Genomic DNA, 20708 nt, shown 5'->3' with positions numbered 1-20708 from the left:
AATAACTAAAGTACAGTGATATCGCTAAGTGCGATCGCACTAGCTTGCACCCCTACCAACAGCACCAAACGTTCCCCACTTGCTTTACTAATTAAAGTGCCTTCTGGAATTTGACTTATTGCCAATCCCCCAATACTTGCACCTTTATATTGTAGCACATCCAGCCCTTTCGTGAAATCAAAAATAACATCAAATCCGCCGTTACTTTCTAACACAAACGTGTCATTCCCTAGACCTCCAATTAGACTATCCTCCCCCAAACCAGAGATTAAAATATCATCGCCCAAACCGCCAGTGAGAGTGTCACTACCAGCCCCGCCAAAGATAGTATCATTTCCCTCGCAGCCATCTAGCAAATCGCTACTTTGATTCCCACTTAAGAAATCATTGCCAGCACCTCCGCAGATAGTATCACTGCCCAAATTGCCGTAGAGAAGATCATTGCCTTTGCCACCCAACACAATATCATTACCTTTGCCACCAAATGCAGAATCATTACCTTTACCGCCGTCGATAAAATCAGCACCTTCATTGCCAAAAATTAAGTCGTTATTTTCCTTGCCACTTATGGAATCATTGCCACGATTGCCAAAAATGATATCTTCACCTTCACCACCAAAAATGATGTCATTATTCTTTCCTCCAAAAAGGATATCATCTCCCTTGTTCCCGTCAATAAAATCATTGCCTCGGTTCCCGTAAAGAATATCGTTTCCTTCACCGCCATAGAGGTTATCGTCGCCTAAATCCCCATCGAATATGTTCGGATTTGGACTGCCGTAAAAAGCATCATTTTCCCCACTGCCTAATTGAATTTCACCGCTACCATTGCTGTTGATAATATTGTCAACTGGATTGGGTTGGTTGAAATTGGGCTGCGGAATAGTATCGCAAATGCAATCGCTTTCAGTGGGCGTTGGCCTTCCGGTTGGGGTCGGCGTCGGAGTCGGCGTTCCGGTTGGAGTCGGAGTTTCCGTTGGCGTCGGAGTTCCCGTTGGAGTCGGAGTTCCCGTTGGAGTCGGAGTTGGTGTTCCCGTTGGAGTCGGAGTTGGTGTTCCCGTTGGAGTCGGAGTCGGTGTTCCGGTTGGAGTCGGAGTTCCCGTTGGAGTCGGAGTCGGTGTTCCCGTTGGAGTCGGAGTCGGTGTTCCCGTTGGAGTCGGAGTTGGTGTTCCCGTTGGAGTCGGAGTCGGTGTTCCCGTGGGAGTGGGAGTTTCCGTTGGCGTTGGAGTTGGTGTTCCCGTGGGAGTGGGAGTTTCCGTTGGCGTTGGAGTCGGTGTTCCTGCTGGAGTGGGAGTTTCCGTTGGCGTTGGAGTCGGACTCGGTGTTCCTGTTGGAGTGGGAGTTTCCGTTGGCGTTGGAGTCGGAGTTTCCGTTGGAGTCGGAGTTGGTGTTTGAGTTGGAGTCGGAGTCGGAGTCGGTGTTTGAGTTGGAGTCGGAGTCGGAGTCGGTGTTTGAGTTGGAGTCGGAGTCGGAGTTGGTGTTTGAGTTGGAGTCGGAGTCGGAGTTGGTGTTTGAGTTGGAGTCGGGGTTCCCGTCGGAGTTGGAGTCGGAGTTGGAGTCGGAGTCGGAGTCGGAGTTTCCGTTGGAGTCGGAGTTGGAGTCGGAGTCGGAGTTGGAGTCGGAGTCGGAGTTTCCGTTGGCGTGGGAGTCGGTGTTTCCGTTGGGGTGGGAGTCGGAGTGGGAGTCGGAGTGGGAGTCGGAGTGGGAGTCGGAGTGGGAGTCGGAGTGGGAGTCGGAGTGGGAGTTGGTGTTGGAGTCGGAGTTGGCGCGGTAATATTAACGCTGAAAGTTCCTAAAATCGTAGGATTTACAGGATTCCCAGCAGTATCTTTAACTTGATTACCTTGCAGATTAATACTGTAAGTTGGATTATTATCTGTAATATCCCAACTTCCCCCAGGCGGAGTAAATGAATAAGTAGCTGTCCGCGTCAAGCCATTAGTATTAGTATCAACACTGACAAAGTTAACAGGAATACCACCGCCCGACCAATTGATTAAAAAGTCAGAACTGTCTAGAGTTGTAACATTGATCGCACTATCATCGTTAAAACTAACAGTAAAATCTTGACTGGTTCCCCCCGCCACCGTAATATCAGCAATAGTGGTCGGATTGACAGTTGGGGCAATCCCATCAATTACTATTGCCTTATTTTGGCCCAAGGAATTAGCAGCAGCCGGATTCGGCAAAGTCAAAACAGCATCAGCATTAGTCAAATTCCTAATACTACCGCCGTTGAGAGATAAGGCAGTTGTCGAGGTATAGTCTAAGTCGAGACTGCTATTGCCTGCTGTGACTGTGTAATTAAATGTCAGAGTATTGCTGCCGCTGCCGCTGGCATAATTAATCACAGTACCTGCACCGCCTGTGGCTAAGGTAAGCTGCGGCGTAACCCTAACAGTAACTGGTTGACTGAATGTGAGGGTAATGGGAATTACTGCACCGATGCCGTAGGTTCCATCTGCCTGATCGGATGTGATATTAGTAATAACAGGTAATGGACTAACTGTAATGCTGGCTGTTTCGCTGGCTGTACTAAAAGGACTAGAAACGCCATTATTTTCTAAGTCCGCTGTCACATCTGCCGTGTCGCCGTTAGTGCCGGTAATTGTATCCCAAGCATTGAAAGTAATGCCGTCAGTAACTGTTCCGGTGTAGTTGCTATTGGGAACAAAACGGAGGCTGGTTGTCGCGTCTGCTGCTAACAACAGGGCAGTTGCAGCGGTAGGAACAGTAGTAATATTGTTCCAAGTTGTGCCGTCTGTCGTATACTGCCAACTGCCGTTTGTAGTATCTAAATTTGTGAGGGCGATGCCTCTCGGACGCGGGGAAATGGCGTCGTTGGGGTCGGTGATGCTGCTGCCGATAATAGCAGATATTAATGTGCCAGTATTGTTGGTTTCATTGACATTAATTGCTGTTAAATTAGGCGTGCCAGAGTTGTCTAAGACTGGGGAATCGTTGACAAGGACGTTAACAGTTGAGGTGCTGGTACTGTACCCGTCGCTTGCTGTGTAGGAGAAGGTGTCGAGGCCGTTGAAAGTGGGGTTAGGGGTGTAGACAATGCTGCGTTTGGGGTCGATCGCGATCGCAAAGACTGCACTATCGGCATTGGGGTTAAAAGTAGGATCTGCTGTGCCGTTGGTGCTGTTCAACCGGGCAATTCTGTTGCGGGGTTGCCCGCCGATACTGGTGAATGGGCCACCTACTACTGGGTTGTTATTAGCATCAAGTGCGATCGCCTCGACAAAATTATCCGCATTGGGGTTAAAAGTAGGATCTGCCAACCCAGTGGTTCCGTTCAACCGAGCAATTCTGTTGCGTGGCTGCCCGCCGATATTGATGAAACGGCCCCCTACTACTGGGTTGTTATTAGCATCAAGTGCGATCGCGAAAACAAAATCATCCGCATTGGGGTTAAAAGTAGGATCTGCCAACCCAGTGGTTCCGTTCAACCGGGCAATTCTGTTGCGTGGCTGCCCGCCGATATTGGTAAATTGGCCACCTACTACTAGGTTACCGTTCGCATTGAGCCCGAGCGCATTGACACCAACATCCGCATTGGGATTAAAAGTAGGATCTGCCAACCCAGTGGTTCCGTTCAACCGGGCAATTCTGTTGCGTGGCTGCCCGCCAATATTGGTGAATTCACCCCCTACTACTGGGTTGCCGTTAGCATCGAACGCGATCTCCCCGATCAAAATATTCGCATTGGGGTTGAAAGTAGGATCTGCCAACCCAGTGATTCCGTTCAACCGGGCAATATAATTGCGTGGCTGGCCGCCAATATTGGTGAAAACGCCGCCTACTACTGGGTTGCCGTTCGCATCGATCGCGATCGCCCTGACATCACTATTGGCATTGGGGTCAAAAGTAGGATCTACCGTGCCGTCGCTGCTGTTCAACCGGGCAATATAATTGCGCTGCTGCCCGCCAATATTTGTGAAACCACCCCCTACTACTGGGTTACCGTTCGCATCGATCGCGATCGCATTGACATAACGATTCGGATTGGGATTGAAAGTAGGATCTGCCGTGCCGTCGCTGCCGTACAAGCGAGCAATATAATTGCGCTGCTGCCCGCCAATATTTGTAAAATTTCCTCCTGCATAAATCCAATCGTCAACAGTAACAGTGCCGCCTGTTGGTTGAGTAACATTCTGCACTCTCAGTGCCTTTGCGCCGCCCGTATCATTTGTCAGGACATTAATTTTAAGATTAGGAGTGCCGACAGTTGTTACCGCATTGTCTGGAGTAGCAACAGGCAAGTCATTAACAGCTATCCTGCCCAAGCGAAATGTAGCGCTTCCCTGGTCAGTATTGTCCCCAAAAAATAGGAAACTCGGCAATCTGTAAGGATTGAAAGTTAAAGGAGGAGAACTTGCAGCGGGGTTAAACTGGATTTGACGCAGTGGCCCTGTGAGGATTGCAGTTGGGAAATTATTAACAAAAAGTTCATAATTGCTGCCTTGTACTTTTAAGACATAATTATTATTTGAAGTTAGATCAAATCCCGCCGGAAGTGTAGCAGTTTCAGCTTCGACAAAAGTATCTGACTGAGCAAAAATTTTATTGTTTTTAAAACCCAATTCTAAACCGTTCAAGCCGTCGCTACTAATTGCGGTGACACTGAAACCCGCGCGGTTGGCGTTGCTAGTTTCTGCCGGAATTGCTGCATTAAAAGATATCGTATAACCAGCCGTGCGGTCTAATGTGGCGGCGGTGAAAGGCGGCAGTATCGCTGGCGTAGGAGTAAGTAGGGATTTTGGATCGTAATTGTTGTAACCCGCATAGCCACGATTGCTATTAGGCGTGTAGATGGTGGCAGTATTGATGCCCGTTGTGTTTGGCGTAAACGCACCCCCAGCCAGAGAAGCCGTAGAACCGGCAGGGAAAGGAGGTGTGGGGAGCAGCGTACCGGGCGGGGCGATTTGTCCGTAAGCAAGAGCGGTGCCATTGGGCGTCCCTATGCCGGGGGGCGTTCCGGCTGAAAGGTTGGTAATCGCGTCGTAGAGGGTAATGTTGGGCATGATGTATCTAAAGGTAGATGATTTTGCTGAGTTTTAGAACTCAAGCTTAGCCAATTTACTGATCAGTGTCAGCGTTTTTCTAGCTGCGAGCAAAAAAATTACGCAATCTTTAACCTTTGCGGAATTCTCGCACCACAAAAAAAACGATCGCCCTAACTGGCATAAAGTTAGTGCGATCGCGGTACTATGAATCAGCTATTTATCTATCAGACTCGGCGCGGAATTTTTACGCATTTCCACGAATATTGTTACAAGACTTCACAGAAAGAGGGGAAGAGTGAGAGATGCGGAAATTTTTCCTTCTAATGACAACTGACAACTGACAACTGACTAACCTATTTAGCTAACAGTTTTTGAAACACCTCATACATATCCTCAGCCAACTTTTTAGGATTCCACAAAGGTGCGAGATGTTCTGGCTGCTTAGATGTTACTAAATGCTCTTTCACCCCATTTCTGAAACCCGCATCACGGCCAAACTTAACTCCCCACTGCGTGTATTCCTCCCAACTCCACGCCGCACCAACATCAAGATTTGCACTTTTCAGAAAAGCGTAACCCATGCGCGAAAGATATTGGTCGCCGGAGCGAGTTACCACTGGCAAATTCGCCCACAAAGCCTCTAAATTATGAGTCCCGCCGTTGTAAGGATACGAATCTAAAAGCACGTCGGCTACATAATAAATAGCCCGGTGTTCTTCCTCACTTCGGGTTTGACCTATAAACTTAATCCGAGCAAAATCTACTCCCTGAATTTCGCATTCTTGGCGGTAAGTGCTGTGAATAACGTCGGGGTCGCCTTGACCTTTGCGGATTAACACACTATCTGGTACTTCCTTCAGAATTGTAACTTGAGCTCGTACCATTTCTGGATTGGTTTTTCTACCTGGCGCTACGCACAGATAAGTCATTTGATCTAAGCCAATTCCGAGAGCGTTTCTAATCGCCTCTCGATTCACAGGAATGCTTTGCAGTGCGCCAATTGCTACCGAACAAGCAGGCAATCTTACTAACTGTTCTAAGTAATTTTTTTCAACACCAGGGGGGTGAGTGTGTTCGTCGCACAGAAAGTAGTGATTATCTGAAATGTAGGGTGCGTCGAATCCCAGCCAAGAAACGCAAATCCCCGCAGGATATTGATACAGCACTTCGACATTTGTTGGCACTGTCATTGAGTCTAAGTCTATCAAAACATCCAAGTTGTCTTGCGCTACTTCGGCGAAGATTTCACCGCCATCAGCAAAGCCGTTTGGATATTTTTTAGGCCAGTAAAACTTGCCCGCCATGTCTTCAAACCGCTGCGTAACTTCATCTCGGTGGAGTTTCCCGGTGACGTAAAGGTGAACGTGGGGGGTGATGTGGCTTAATTCGCGAATTAAAGCTTCGCTGCACCAGCCTACTGAGTGGCGGCGGAAGTGTTTGGAAAGGAAACCAATTTTTAAAGGACGCTGTTCTTTTGCTTGGTAATTTGCTAGGTTGATTCTGTTAATGTCCTGGCGCTTAGGGACGGCTTTTTGGTAGTATTCTTTGGCAATAAGTCTGTAGAAACTGGCATTCTTTTCGCGGTTGTCTCGCAGGTGGGAAACTGCAAACAGGAAGATTTCGTAGAGCAGTTTTAGTTCCATTACGCTAAAGGTTTCGACCTTTTCGTAGCAGAGTTTTTCGATTTCTTCGAGTTTCTGAATTGCCTGTTTGCTGACACCTGATTGCAGGTAGGAAAAGACGTAGGCTGTAGCTGACATGACTGGGGCATTGTCGCCGCAGTTTTCGCAGTATTTGTCGGCAACGCTGCGGGCTCCGGCGAGGTTGGTAGAATGGCTTAGCAAGTCGCACAGTTGTTGGTAGGCTTCGCTATATTTGGAGTTGCATTCGATCGCCTTTTCAAAATTGGCGATCGCCTCCAACGGCTTATCTTGTTTCTGAATGTGTCCCATCCGGCAGTAAACCTCTGCCCAATTCGGTTTTAATGTCAAAGCTTGCTGATAGCTGGCTAAAGCTTCTTCCAGCCGCCCCTGCATGGAAAAACAACTGCCGAGGTTAGCGTGAACTTCCGGCCAGTCGGGCTTAATTTTCAGAGTGTTTTGATAATTAGTAATTGCTTGGTCGTACTTATTTTGCTGCAAAAAAGAATTGGCTATATTGAAGTGCAAAACTTCTAAGTGCGGCTTAAAAGCTACAGCTTTCTGATAGTAAGCGATGGCGGCGTCGAGATTGCCTTGTTGCGATCGCGCGCTGCCGATGTTACCGTAAGCTTCTGCCCAATCCGGCTTAATGGCGATCGCTTTTTCGTAGCTTTCGATGGCTTCGTCGCGCTTTCCTTGGCTGAAAAGTCGATTACCTAAGTTAAAGTGGAAGTCTGCACCGACTAGCTGCGGGTTGAGTTCGGATGTTCTTTTAAAACAGGCGATCGCTGCTTCGATGTTGCCGTGTTGGTGATATACTTTCCCTAAATTCCAGTGAGCTCCCGCTAAATCGGGACTCAGGGCGATGGCTTGCTGGTAATGGGCGATCGCTTCTTCCAAACGCCCCATTTTGAAATACATACTGCCGATATTGGCGCGCACTTCCGCAAAATTGGGCTGCAATTCTAGGGCTTGAGAATACGATCGAATTGCAGCTTCAGTTTTGCCTCCTGCTTGCAAGGCATTGCCTAAAGTGACGTAAGCGTAGATGAAATCCGGTCGAATTTTTAGCGCTTGCTGACAAGCTGCGATCGCCTCTTTAATTTTACCTTGAACTAAAAAGTTTTCGGCGAGTTTATTGTACGGTTCTACTTCTTGAAAATTGGCAACTTGTCCGCTATCTGGAACATTGAGCGAGGTAACTTGATCGGAAAGTTCGGCGGGGTTTGTAAACGGAGTATTTAAAGTCTCCGTGGTTGGCGCTGGCGGCAAATTGATGCTCGAAGGCTGCAAGCCGTAGCCTTCATCTTTGTTGACAGATACTGGTTGCTGTTCGCCTGATTCTGTTTCTAATTCGATAAAGTTGCTGTCTGTAGTTTCCCGCTGTTTTTGTGCGAGCAAACTCGATAGTTTCTCAGCAGCGCTGGCATCTCCCGGTTGCAATTGCAGCACTCTTTGATAGCAAATAATTGCTGCCTCTAACTTTCCTTGCTGCTGCAAAACGCTGCCCAGCATCATATTGACCGAACACAATTGAGGATTAATTACCAGAGCTTTCTGGTAATAATTGGCCGCCTGTTCCAATTGCCCTAACTTGTAATACATACTGCCGAGATTCGCGCTGGCTTCAGCAAATTCCGGCTGAATTTCTAAAGCTTGCAAGTAAGCTTCAATTGCCATTTCCAGCTGGCCTTGATTATGCAAAGCATTGCCTATTGTTAAGTAAGCAGGAGCAAAATTGGGTTGAAATTTAAGAGCGACATGGCAAGAGGCGATCGCCTTTTCAAATTCTCCTTGTAAAACATAGACTTCCGCCAACTTTTTATGAACTTCCGCATCTCCTGGATTAAACTCTAAAGCTTTCTGATAATCCTCGATTGCGCCACCGAGATTCCCTGCATCTTTCAGCCGATTTCCCTTTACAAAATATGCTTTAGCTGCTTCTAAATCCACCAACGACTCCGTTATCATTTGCTCTGCCACTCTTACAGGTTTTACACTAATAATATTCAACCATTCTACCCACTCTCGGGATCGCACAGACCAAGTACACCCTCGATTTATATATTCTACCTGCTGCCTCAGATGATTTTCAGCAGTTGCGCCCCCCGCATCCGTGCCCTCATTTAAAACTCCGACTACGGTCTCTAAAAACCGCCTTGTATATCCCTCCCAATCAGGTTGGCCCGCACGCTTCCAATTAGTTATCGATGCAAAATTTTTCACCCCTGACATTGAAACTAGACGGGCAAATCCAGCAGTTGTTTCCGGCAAAGCTGCCAATTCACTCGTCACAATCCGGCAACCACTGGCCATCGCCTCCATCACGGCAATAGATGAGGTTTCTAAATAGGTATTCGGGTAAGCTAAAACCGCGACTGAACGCAGTTGCCGGACGAGATCGGGTTGGGGTATGGAACCGACGTACTCGACGCCTTCTGTTTCCTGACACTGGCGGTAAAGTTGGCCGAAAAAAAGCTTGTTATCATTGTCGTCTATTTGGTGTACTTTCATGCTTGAAAATACTTTTAATGTGGTTCCGGGGACAGCTTGACGAATTTCGGGAAAGACTTTTAACAAAATATCGAGACCGCGAAAAGGAGTGCTAGTGTAAGCTAGAACGGGCGGTTGAGATTTATGAGAGAGGATAGAACGATTATCGGCGAAAATGTTAGCAAAACAAGGTGCGATCGCATTTCTTAAAACACAACTGCGATGGAATTCAATCCCAAACCGCTGGCGAAATTGCTCGCGTTGCCACTCGCTGACAAATACAAAAGCATCGCAAGCATTGATTTCTCGCTGATTATTGAAATCTTGGAGGAATACAAAGCCGGGTTCGTTATGAATCCACAAAATTAACTTAGTTTGATGCCCCAAAAGCGGCTTAATTTCCAGTGCTTTGCCGACTATATTAACTATAACTAAAAAATCGAGCGATCGCAGCAATTCTAAATTAGATTTGTCCCCCACCCTGCGCCTGCAATCAACGCCGCGCGACAGCCCCGACTCAGAAGTATTGTTGAGTAAAAATACCTCGTTTCCCTGTGCAGCCAACGCCTCAGCTAAGTAACAAATAGCCGACTGAGTGCCGCCCAAAGGTTGGCAGTAAGGAGTTTCAATATTGTAATCCCAAGTGTAGGTATCGAGAAATCCGATTTTCATTGTGGCAATTATCCGCCGATTTGTGAACTAGATTTTTTTTATTTAATCGCAGAGGACGCAGAGGGGCCCGATAAAAAAGAGAGAAGTTCCCACTTGAAATAATTTGCGAGTTCCCTCTCTTGTTCTTCTTCCTATCTGCGTTCTCTGCGCTCTCTGCGGTTAAATAAATCCATAATAAATGGTATAATCTTAAAACTATTAAGGAGTACCGAACATGACCACAGAACAAGATCCCGTAAAATTGATGAAACAGCAAGTCGGCTTTGCTGCAGCCGATCGCGTAAAATCTGGTATGATTGTCGGACTCGGCACCGGGTCAACTACAGCTTATACTATTCAAGCATTGGGCGATCGCATAAAATCAGGTGAACTCAAAGATATCAAGGGAGTGCCGACATCTTTTCAATCAGAAGTGTTAGCCAAACAGTACGGAGTACCGCTGGCAACACTCGATGAAATTGATAGAATTGATGTTGCTATTGATGGCGCTGATGAAGTAGATCCCCACCTCAACTTAATTAAAGGTGGCGGCGCAGCCCACACCCGCGAAAAAGTAGTCGATTACCTCGCAACTCAATTTATTGTAGTAGTTGACAGTTCCAAAATCGTAGATAAATTGGGTTCGACTTTTCGCGTGCCCATCGAAGTTATACCGATGGCATTAACACCAGTGATGCGCGCCATTGAAAAATTGGGTGGCAAACCCGAACTCCGCATGGGCGTGAAAAAAGCAGGCCCAGTAATTACCGATCAAGGTAATATGGTAATTGATGTCAAATTTGATGACATTGCCAACCCCGGAGAAATGGAAAAAAGCTTGAATAACATTCCCGGTGTTTTAGAAAATGGTTTGTTTGTAGACTGTACAGATTTGGTTTTAGTCGGCGAAATCCAAGACGGAAAACCAGTAGTACGGGAGATTTCTAAATAGTCAAAACTGCCGCACTGGTGGTCAAAAACTCTTTGTGGAACAGGCATCTTGCCTGTTCAGGAGAATGCGGCAATATGCGAGTTACAATCCGCAAAAATACAAAAAACCTGGTTTTTTACCCTATAGCAACAGCCAAGACTTTCAAGAAGTTCTTAATCAGTCAAACCCTGGGGATTGTTACATATTCCTTCTTCCTTCTTCCGACTTCCATCGGACTGACATCCGTTACATCCGTTACATCCTCAGAAAGCGAATCCGTTGCCGAACTTCCGGCTTCCATCGGACTGACATCCGTTACATCCGTTAAAAAATCCCTTGCCTAACTTCTTTCTTCTATAGCTTTGACTTTGATTATGATGATGCAATATCGCAGATTCGGTCGCACAGAATTATCCATGCCCGTCTTTTCCTGCGGTGGCATGAGATATCAGTACAAATGGCAAGACGTGCCAGCCAATGAAATTCCCTCAGACAATCAACAAAATCTAGAATCGACGATTAGCTATTCGATTGAATGCGGCATCAATCACATAGAAACTGCTCGCGGTTACGGCACTTCCGAGATGCAATTGGGGTGGATTTTTCCGAATTTTTCCCGCGAAAAGTTGATAGTGCAAACGAAAGTTAGCCCCAAACCTAACTCCCAAGAGTTTCGCGAAGAATTTGAGAAATCCTTAGCTTATTTGCAACTGGAATACGTCGATTTACTGTCGCTACACGGCATTAATACATGGGAATTGCTAGAGGATTCTATGCGTCCGGGCGGCTGCATGGATGTGGCGAGAAAGTTGCAAGCAGAAGGGAAAGTTAAGTTTATTGGTTTTTCCACTCACGGCCCGACGGATGTGATTGTCAAAACAATTGAAACTAATCAATTTGATTATCTTAACTTGCACTGGTACTACATCAATCAAAGTAATTGGCAGGCTATTGAAGCTGCTAAACGTCACGATATGGGCGTTTTTATTATCAGTCCTTCCGACAAAGGCGGTCAACTTTACAGCCCGCCGCAAAAATTGGTAGACTTGTGCTATCCGCTGAGTCCGATGGTGTTTAATGATTTGTTTTGTTTGTCGCATCCGCAAGTACACACTTTGAGTTTGGGCGCCTCAAAACCTGAAGATTTCAACGAGCATCTTAAAGCTGTAGAATTGTTAGATAGAGCCGATGAAATTTTGCCACCGATATTAGAAAATTTAGAAAAAGCAGCCATTGATAAATTAGGAGAAGATTGGTTTAAGACTTGGCACGTCGGTTTACCCACTATCGAAAATACTCCCGGAGGTATTAATATTTATGTAATTCTGTGGCTGTGGAATTTGGCGCAGGCTTACGATACGATCGACTATTGCAAGATGCGCTACAACCTCTTAGGTAATGCCAGCCACTGGTTCCCCGGCCAAAAAGCCGATCGCCTCGATGAATTAGACTTACGCCGCTGTCTAGCCCACAGTCCCCACGCTGCTAAAATTCCCGGTATTCTTCAAGCAGCCGATCGGCTTTTTGGAGGCGAAGCCATCCAGCGCTTGTCCCAAGAATAATCTAAAAAAAACCCGGTTTCGAGACAGAAACCGGGTTGGTGAACCGGAGCACGTGAGTTAGTTACGCGCATACAATTAGCCTATACTTGAGAAACTCTCACAACCATCGCCCATCCGTCTCATCCATTCGGGCGAGAGGACTTTTTTTCTCAACTCGCTCCCATTTTGCTTCAATCTGAGATAAAACAGTTAATAATTCACTTAGGTACTTTTTATGACTCTCAAACGCCGAGATTTCTTGTATTTGATGACTGCCACCGTCGGAGCTATTACCGCAGGTGCTTGCCAAGCGTCAGGAAATAATGTATCGCAAGCAAGTCCAGTTGCAGAAAGTCCAAAAATAGCCCAAACCCCCGGGCCTTTTACACTGCCACCTCTTCCCTACGAATACAATGCTTTAGAACCGCACATCGATGCGCGGACAATGCAATTTCACCACGACAAACACCACGCCGCCTACGTTAAAAACCTCAACGATGCTGTCAGTAAATACCCGCAACTAAAAAATATCACTGCGGAAAATATGCTGCGAGATTTGAGCAAAGTGCCGGAAGATATTCGCACAACCGTTCGTAACAATGGCGGCGGACACCTAAATCACACTATGTTTTGGGAAATCATGGGTCCCAACGGCGGCGGCGAACCCACAGGGGCAATTGCAACAGCAATTAAGCAAACTTTCGGCAGTGTTGACGATTTTAAAGCAAAATTTAACGATGCCGGCACTAAGCGTTTTGGCAGCGGTTGGGTTTGGCTAGTCCGCAATAAAGCTGGCAAACTTGAGATTACAACTACTGCCAATCAAGACACGCCTTTCATGGAGGGAAATTATCCAATTATGGGTAACGATGTTTGGGAACACGCTTATTATCTCAAATACCAAAATTTGCGGGCAGACTACTTAAAAGCTTGGTGGAATGTTCTTAATTGGGCGGAAATTAACAAGCGCTACGAAAAGGCTAGCGCTTAGTTCAACAAAGTTTGTTATTGCGATCGAGCGCAAACAGCTCAACAACCAACAACTCTGTTTGAAGTAGGTAGGCGCTGTAAAACGCAATTAAGTAAGTAAACGATTGTAAAATATCCTGAGCCTTAAGCGTGGCTGACTGAGCCCTGTTTACATACTGTTAGATGGTTCGTTTAATGCCGCCTACCTACTTATCTTGAGATTCTGAGGTCAAACTCGGGCTGCCCTCAATGTACAGTCCACCATCTACCTTTAACACGCTACCCGCGATGTAGCTAGCTGCATCAGATGCCAGGAAAACTGCTGCTTTGCCTAAGTCTTCCGGGAAGCCCATCCGACCAAGAGGCATTTGGTTGCTAAACGACTCAAGCAATTCGTCGCTGTACCAGCGTCGCTCACCCGGAGTGTCAGTCCACCCAGGCTCTAGGATGTTGACCCGAATTTTGTGCCACATCAGTTCATTAGCCATAGAAAGAACGAGGTGATGACAGGCTGCTTTGGTGGTGTTGTAGTCAATCGCACCCTTATACGGAAAATGGGCGTGGGGGGATGAGATATGGATAATCGAGCCTTGGGCCTTCCTTTCCACCATACGGCGGGCGACTATTTGACATACGTGAAACACACCGTACACTCCTATTTCTAGTGTCCGCTGTAAATCCTCAAATTTAGTTTCTAGCAAAGTGTTTCGGACGCTGGCGATCGCATTTGTCACTAGAATATCGATTTGACCCAGTTCTTGTTCGCACGTATCCACCATCCTTTCCACTTGGTCGCGCTGTGAGACATCTGCTTGAATCGCGATAGCGCGACGGCCGACAGAGTGAATCTGGTTGACTATTTCTCGTGCAGATGTTGGAGAATCGCAATAGTTGACACAAATATCTGCACCCGATTTGGCTAATTCAAGGGCGATGCCAGCACCAATTCCTTTCGAGCTACCTGTGACAAGTGCAATCTTATTGGCAAGCATAGTTAGTATTGAAAAACGGCTATAGCTAGCGCACGGGACGCTCGAACTGCTGTACAACTTTCCGCAAATAAACGCAGTGCCGCGCCCCCTGACTCGTCGGCGTTGTGAATGCTTCGACTGACTCAATTGTGCCGCCCAAATGCTCGATCGCCCTTTGCAACTCCGTTTCTTCCTCCACCGTCCAATTTCCACGGTAAAGTACAGCCAAACCCCCATTTTTAAGGAAGGGCAGCGCGTATTTAGCACAAATAGAAGCTGCTCCAACTGCTCTAAGAAGTGCTAGATCGTAAGCTTGTTTGTGATGCGGCTGTCGGGCAATTTCATCAGATCTACCCAACAAAGTCGCAGCATTTTCTATGCCTAAAGACGGCAAAACTGTTTCCAAGAAATCAATTTTCTTGCGAGTAGAATCGAGCAAAGTAACTGATAGTTGCGGCAGGGCGATCGCGATCGGCAACCCCGGAAAACCCCCACCTGTCCCAATGTCGATCGCTTTCTGCACCGACTCGGCGGCCAATTCTGGATTTTCCGCCAAATTGTGATTAGCTGGCAGAAGTCTCGCAATTCCCCGCAGAGAATCCCACAAATGTTTTTCCCAAAACTCCATCGGCTCAGTAATTCGAGTTAAATTCAAGGAGCGATTTCCCTCGACAATTAACTCATAAAGTCGCTGAAATAGTTGTTGCTGCGACTCATCCGGCTGCCAATTCAGCGTTTTTTGCCACAACTCGTTCATCTGGGGCAACCCAGACATTTTAATCTCATTTATCATCTAGTTCTATTCTCACTTTTTTCTTGCTGTCTGCTTAGGCAGACTTCGTTTGTATAGACGCGAATTCTATTCGTCGGCAAACCATTGGAAACGTCATAAAACTCAAACGCAACTCGTTTCCTTAGCTTCTAACTTAGCCCGATCAACCTCCTGCAAATCCCCGTGGTTTAGAGTCCAAAATCGGTCAGCAACGCTCAACAAATCGCTAGCATCGTGAGTAACAATCAATAAAGTCCAGTGACTTTTCAACTTACTCAACAAGCTTACCAACTGCCGCCGCATCGACCAATCCAAACCCGCCGTCGGTTCGTCCAAAAGTAGCAAATGCGGCTGCCTAATTAACTGCACTGCCAGGGCTACCCTCCGTTGTTGTCCGCCGCTCAAAGCGTGGGGGGAAGCGCGCAGCGGCAAATGTCCGAGCCCCACTTCTGACATTGCGGAGTTAATTTGTTCTTGTCCCAATTCAGGATGCCCCAACCGTAATTCTTCTAAAATTGTGCCTCCGCAAAAATGTCTTTCTGGAAACTGGAACACTAACCCTCCTAACTGTTGCAAGTGTTCCGGTGTTAATTCTTGTTCCCGCCAACGGATGTCGCCGCTAGTTTTTTCCGCTAAACCTGCTAATATTTCTAATAGCGTACTTTTGCCTGAACCGCTGCGACCCACAATCAGCCCCATTTGCTGCGAGGGAAGTTCTAAGTTAATATTTTTCAGAATAGCATTCGGACAGGCTGTAGGATGATATACTAAGTTTTTTAGATAAAGCATTAACGCAATTGGTAATTGGGGAGAAGGAAGTTCGGTAACTAACAGTTTACGGGATTGAACTGATTTTACGGATTTGTGCTATTAATAGTTAAGGCTGTTTCTGGCTGTTGCCGATCGCACACAATTATTTTACATAAATCTTTACAAAAATTTCCTTTTTTTCAGGAGTGGCGTTTGATTCTTCTGTTTTTTCATGGTATATTTTAATAATGAAAATCTATCCTTTAATATATTACAAGTCACACTTCCATTATTAAAATATACCTCAAGAACCACAAAAAATCAAGCAAATTTCACTCTTTTTTTGGTCGCGGCCCGAAAGTCTGAAAATTTAACTCTCTTGTTTCTAGTTTACAGTATATTACATTGAGAGAATTGACGATGACGAAAACCCCTTTAGCATCGCTTTGCAAGCAAATGTTAAGTTCTAAACAGACAGTGCGGGCGATCGCCAGTGCAGGAGCTATCGCCCTCAGCCTCTGCATTAACTCAGCAGTAGCGGGCGATCCCTTTCGCACCAGCAACCCGCAGGCGATCGGGCCCAACACCGAAACCGCTTTCAAAACAATGTTTCAGCAAGGAAACTACAAACAAGCAAAAACTCAAATTCAACAAGCGCTATCAGCCGAACCAAACGAGCCGCTAGCCTATGCAATGGCAGCCTCCCTATCCTACATCGAGCAGGACTTAAACTCGATGAATTCCTACGCACAAAAAACCCGCGAAGTCGGCGAAAAATTGACGAAAACTAATCCATTGCGCGGCAACATCTACACAGCAGCAGGTCACTTTCTAGAAGGGGCGAACATTATAGCCAAAGAAGGAACAGCCAAAGGCGCGCCTCAAGCTTTGAGTAAATTGCGAGTAGTATTTCAATACCTAGAAGCCGCCGACAAAATAGCTCCCAACGACCCCGAGCTCAACCTGATAAAAGGCTACATGGACTTAATGCTAGCCACAAACCTGCCCTTTTCCAACCCCAACGAAGCAATTCAAAGACTCGAACAAAAAGCCTCTCCCCGCTATTTAGCTTATCGCGGCATGGCAGTAGGCTATCGAGACTTGAAAAAGTACGATCGCGCTTTAGAATTTGCCAACAAATCCCTAGCAGAAACGCCAAATAATCCAGAAGTTCTCTATCTAAAAGCACAAATCTTGTTTTCCCAATCCCAGGGGAAAGACGGCAACAAAACCTTACTTGAGGAAGCCCGCAAAAACTTCGACGCAGCCTTAGCAAAACCCGACCAACTGCCGCGCAGTTTAGTAGCCGACATCTTCTTTCAGCAGTGCAGAACCCGTAACCGTCTCGACAGCCAATCTCGCGCCTGCGACCCGATGCGCGATAAAATCAGAGATGCAGATGGAGTCTGGGGGCCGGCAGCCTTACCACCACTATAAAAAGAGTCAGAGGGGAAGTCAGAAGTCAGGAGTCAGGAGGAAAATTTTCCCTGTCTCCCTCTCTCCCAATTTTCCTCTCTCCTGCAATCCAATTCCTGCAATTCCATTCCCTTTCTTTGATAAAATTGATGCAAGTAGAGTTTCGCGAGTTTAACCCCTTTGACCTCTGGATTTGGCTGAAGTTCAGCAACGTGCCTTCAAACGGTGAAAAACAGTATGTTGAAGAAGTGTTTGACTCTTGGTTTTTCTTGGGAAAACTCGGAGGATTTAATGCGGAAAATTTGCAAGTTCAAGATGAAGGCTTAGACATCAGTGATATGAATTACGATGTTAATCTAGCCGACCAAAGTATGATGGCTTTGATGCACAATATGGGAGAAATGGAGTATCAAGGTTCTTGGGCTCGCTGCTGGTTTGATTTGGGCACTAGCGATGCGATTGGTCTCGATGTTTTGATTAATGTTTTCCAGCAACTCAGCAAAGAATTTGTGACGATTGAAAAACTGATTATTGGCGGGGAAAATAAAAACTGGCCCGTTGAAAATAGAAGCAGGAGAGAGGGTTTTGCCACCGATGATAATTAAACGTTGGCACGACACGGATGACACGGATACACGGATAATGAGTGATGATTGCTGAGTAATATAGAACTTACGCACGGGTAGTAATTAACCGGGTTTTTTGCATCATACTTCGTTACAGCCCGCATCAACGGCAAAAAACCTGCTGGTTGGGCGAAGTCGAAACCCGGTTTCTTTTGTTTTGGTGTTGATGCGTCATGACTGATGACTGATAACTAATTATGCAAAAAGGTACAATTCGCGTAATTGTTTTAGGATTAATTCGATCGGGCGATCGCATTTTCGTGTCAGAATGCGAAGATCCGGTCAAACAAGACACATTTTACCGAGCTCTGGGCGGTGGCGTAGAATTCGGAGAACACAGCATCGACGCTTTGCAAAGAGAGTTTCAAGAAGAAATTCAAGCCGAGTTAACAAATATTAAATATTTGGCTTGTTTGGAAAACTTCTTTGTTTATAATGGCAAAGCCGGACATGAATTAATACAACTATACCAGTGCGATTTTGTCGATTCCAAATTTTATGAATTGGAGAGTCTGGATTTGGCAGACGGAGATGGGGAACATACTGCATTTTGGATGCCGTTCGAGCGCTTTCGCTCGGGCGAATTGCGCTTAGTTCCAGACAAATTTATCGACTACTGCGAAGGCTAAAAACTCAACCAATACCAAAAAACAAATACCTGATATGGGGGAATTAAAGCTAAAACATTTGCCGTAGGGGGGGTTTCACCTGAAATATTTGCGATAACTAACAGGATGAATAAACCCGCCCCTTCCTTCCGCCCAGTGCGTTACCTTTTTCTACCTTACATTAGGTAGCGTACTCAACACCTGATAGAGAAGAGAGTTAATAAAACCGAGGGCGATCGCCCCCAGCAAAGCACTCCAAATTCCCCACCGCAAGCGGAATCCATCCACTAGCCAAGCCGCCAATCCAAAGATAGCAGCGTTGATAACAATCATCCATAAACCAAAAGTTATCAACAGCAATGGAATACCCAAAACCACAAAAAGCGGCCGCACCAAAGCATTCAGCAATCCAAAAACCGCCGCGGAAATCATCGCTTTTCCAAAGGTGTCAATGTCCACCCCGATGGGCAACTTGGAAATAATAAAAAAGCTCACCGAAGTTACCAGCCAAGCAATTACCAGCGAAATGATATCCATGTGCCAATCTCCTTAAAAAAGCTAAACATTAAATCGGAACAACAGCACATCCCCCTCTTGTACAACATACTCTTTTCCTTCACTGCGAACTAACCCTTTTTCCTTAGCCGCATTCATCGCGCCCGTAGCAACCAAATCTTCATAACTCACAGTTTCGGCCCGGATGAAACCCCGTTCAAAGTCTGAGTGAATCACCCCCGCAGCTTGCGGTGCTAACATTCCGGCGATAATCGTCCAAGCGCGAGTTTCCTTTGGCCCGCTAGTAAAATAAGTCCGCAAACCCAATAATTCGTAAGTAGCTCGAATCAGAGATTTCAAGCCCCCTTCTTTTACCCCGAGAGATTCTAGGAAATCCGTTCGATCTTCCTCGGATAACTCCACCAATTCTGACTCAACTTGCGCCGAAACTATGACAACCTTAGCATTTTCTTTAGCTGCTACTTCCCGCACTTGTTCGACATAGCTATTTCCCGTTGCTAAATCGTCATCAGATACGTTAGCAGCATAGATAATTGGTTTGTTGGTCAGTAATTCCAAACCTTTTACTAATTCAGCTTCTTCATCTGTGAAATTGTACTGCCGCGCCGGTTTCCCCGCATTCAAAACCACGACTAATTTTTCGAGCACATCCACTTCGGCCTGAGCTTCCTTATTGTTGCGGGCGAGCTTGCGAGTGCGATCGAGCCTGCGTTCAATTTGAGCTAAATCTGCTAGAATTAATTCGAGATTGATAATGTCTATATCTCGGATCGGATCGACAGAACCCGCAACGTGAATGATATCGTCATTCTCAAAACAGCGGACAACGTGGACGATCGCATCTACGGCCCGAATGTGAGATAAAAACTGATTTCCCAGTCCTTCCCCCTGACTCGCCCCCTTCACCAAACCCGCAATATCCACAAATTCCATGCGCGTCGGCACAGTTTGCACGGAATTGGAAATGTTGCTCAGCACCTTCAACCGTTCGTCTGGCACTGCCACGATACCCGTATTTGGCTCGATCGTACAGAAAGGAAAATTAGCAGCAGTCGCCTTGGCATTAGCAACCAGAGCATTAAACAAAGTAGATTTGCCAACATTAGGCAGTCCGACAATTCCGGCAGTAAGCATAGCTATTTAGAAACATATCACTGTTTCAAAATATCATAAGGAATAGCAATATATCTGACTTGTCCCTTCTAACTTCTACAGCTAAGCTTGAATAAATATCTAACTTGAGGTAGATGGATCAATGCTTAACAAGTGGTAAAGCAAAGTAACGCTCGCTGCGGGGCTGTCGCTGCCCCTGTTAGGGCTCACAGCAGCTAGCGTTTTCGCTCAGATGGTCAAAATTTCGGTGATTAACAACAGCGGCAAGACGATGACAGCCGTTTATATGTCTCCTCCCGATAACGATACTTGGGGAAAAAACGAGCTAGATGCCCCCATTGGCGATCGGGAAAAGGCAGATTTTGAGTGGAATCAAGCTGACTACGGTGGGTCGGAGGCGGGCTGTGTTTTTGATGTCAGGGCCGAATACGTTGACGGCAGATCCACTGATTTGGAGGCTGTTGACCTTTGTAAAGAGACTGCGCTCAACTTCAATTAATTGATAATTTAGGCAAAAACCGAGTTTTTTCAAGTCTGATATTCACCAAAAAGATTGGGGACTTGGGTGAAACCGGTTTTTGCGATCGACCTGACAAACCATCTTAAATTTCGCGATCGACTAATACCAATTTAATATGAAGCTGCATAGAATAGGGCTTCAAGAATAAAATTGTAAGATGACAACGAACAGATTTGCTC

The 20708-nt window shown here is 46.2% G+C and carries 14 protein-coding genes; 7 read left to right on the top strand and 7 right to left on the bottom strand.

Going from position 1 to position 20708, the window contains the following annotated elements; translation table 11 throughout:
• Positions 1–5 precede the first annotated feature (5 nt).
• Both QUA42_RS17820 and QUA42_RS17815 read right to left on the bottom strand, forming a co-directional pair.
• Positions 6–5030, bottom strand: coding sequence for a choice-of-anchor Y domain-containing protein (locus tag QUA42_RS17820; protein ID WP_333138719.1), 5025 nt, complete (start codon positions 5028–5030; stop codon positions 6–8).
• 335 nt (positions 5031–5365) lie between these two features.
• A complete protein-coding gene (locus QUA42_RS17815) occupies positions 5366–9817 on the bottom strand; it encodes a tetratricopeptide repeat protein (RefSeq protein WP_333138717.1) in 4452 nt (1483 codons plus the stop codon).
• A 214-nt stretch (positions 9818–10031) separates the two neighbouring features.
• On the opposite strand from QUA42_RS17815, the gene rpiA reads away from it, so the two are divergent.
• From rpiA to QUA42_RS17800, 3 genes are all read left to right on the top strand, one after another.
• Positions 10032–10748, top strand: a complete 717-nt coding sequence (gene rpiA / locus QUA42_RS17810; protein ID WP_333061722.1) for a ribose-5-phosphate isomerase RpiA — start codon at positions 10032–10034, stop codon at positions 10746–10748.
• A 356-nt stretch (positions 10749–11104) separates the two neighbouring features.
• Positions 11105–12289, top strand: coding sequence for an aldo/keto reductase (locus QUA42_RS17805; RefSeq protein ID WP_445301335.1), 1185 nt, complete (start codon positions 11105–11107; stop codon positions 12287–12289).
• Positions 12290–12503: 214 nt separating this feature from the next.
• Positions 12504–13259 (top strand): Fe-Mn family superoxide dismutase, encoded by a 756-nt coding sequence (locus tag QUA42_RS17800; protein WP_333138716.1) that lies wholly within the window; start codon positions 12504–12506, stop codon positions 13257–13259.
• Between the two features lie 184 nt (positions 13260–13443).
• Here the strand turns inward: QUA42_RS17800 and QUA42_RS17795 are convergent, their stop codons facing one another.
• The 3 genes from QUA42_RS17795 to QUA42_RS17785 form a co-directional block, all read right to left on the bottom strand.
• Positions 13444–14229, bottom strand: coding sequence for an SDR family oxidoreductase (locus tag QUA42_RS17795; protein ID WP_333138714.1), 786 nt, complete (start codon positions 14227–14229; stop codon positions 13444–13446).
• A 25-nt stretch (positions 14230–14254) separates the two neighbouring features.
• The gene (gene rsmG, locus QUA42_RS17790) at positions 14255–15001 is read right to left on the bottom strand and encodes a 16S rRNA (guanine(527)-N(7))-methyltransferase RsmG (protein WP_333138712.1); all 747 of its coding nucleotides are present in this window, start codon (positions 14999–15001) and stop codon (positions 14255–14257) included.
• Between the two features lie 102 nt (positions 15002–15103).
• Complete coding sequence (locus tag QUA42_RS17785; RefSeq protein WP_333138710.1) at positions 15104–15769, bottom strand: energy-coupling factor ABC transporter ATP-binding protein; 666 nt, start codon at positions 15767–15769, stop codon at positions 15104–15106.
• A 381-nt stretch (positions 15770–16150) separates the two neighbouring features.
• Between QUA42_RS17785 and QUA42_RS17780 the strand changes: the two genes are divergently transcribed.
• From QUA42_RS17780 to QUA42_RS17770, 3 genes are all read left to right on the top strand, one after another.
• Complete coding sequence (locus tag QUA42_RS17780; protein WP_333138708.1) at positions 16151–17167, top strand: Sll0314/Alr1548 family TPR repeat-containing protein; 1017 nt, start codon at positions 16151–16153, stop codon at positions 17165–17167.
• 128 nt (positions 17168–17295) lie between these two features.
• Entirely contained in the window at positions 17296–17751 is a 456-nt protein-coding gene (locus QUA42_RS17775) for a DUF3531 family protein (protein WP_333138706.1), read from the top strand.
• A gap of 218 nt (positions 17752–17969) precedes the next feature.
• Positions 17970–18401 carry an NUDIX domain-containing protein gene (locus QUA42_RS17770; RefSeq protein ID WP_333138704.1) on the top strand — a complete coding sequence of 144 codons (432 nt, stop codon included), beginning with the start codon at positions 17970–17972 and terminating at the stop codon, positions 18399–18401.
• Positions 18402–18551: 150 nt separating this feature from the next.
• Here QUA42_RS17770 and QUA42_RS17765 read toward each other — a convergent pair whose 3' ends face one another.
• Together QUA42_RS17765 and ychF are read right to left on the bottom strand one after the other, a co-directional pair.
• Complete coding sequence (locus QUA42_RS17765) at positions 18552–18917, bottom strand: phage holin family protein (RefSeq protein ID WP_333138702.1); 366 nt, start codon at positions 18915–18917, stop codon at positions 18552–18554.
• 21 nt (positions 18918–18938) lie between these two features.
• Complete coding sequence (ychF, locus tag QUA42_RS17760; RefSeq protein WP_333138700.1) at positions 18939–20030, bottom strand: redox-regulated ATPase YchF; 1092 nt, start codon at positions 20028–20030, stop codon at positions 18939–18941.
• A gap of 211 nt (positions 20031–20241) precedes the next feature.
• Here ychF and QUA42_RS17755 point away from each other — a divergent pair, with 211 nt between their 5' ends.
• Positions 20242–20508, top strand: coding sequence for a hypothetical protein (locus QUA42_RS17755; RefSeq protein ID WP_333138698.1), 267 nt, complete (start codon positions 20242–20244; stop codon positions 20506–20508).
• The last annotated feature ends 200 nt before the right edge of the window (positions 20509–20708 follow it).

The organism is Microcoleus sp. Pol11C2, from assembly GCF_036701505.1.
In the GTDB taxonomy this organism is placed as follows: domain Bacteria; phylum Cyanobacteriota; class Cyanobacteriia; order Cyanobacteriales; family Microcoleaceae; genus Microcoleus.
Note: the sequence above shows the minus strand (reverse complement) of the source record. Positions and strands in the feature narration are given on the sequence as shown.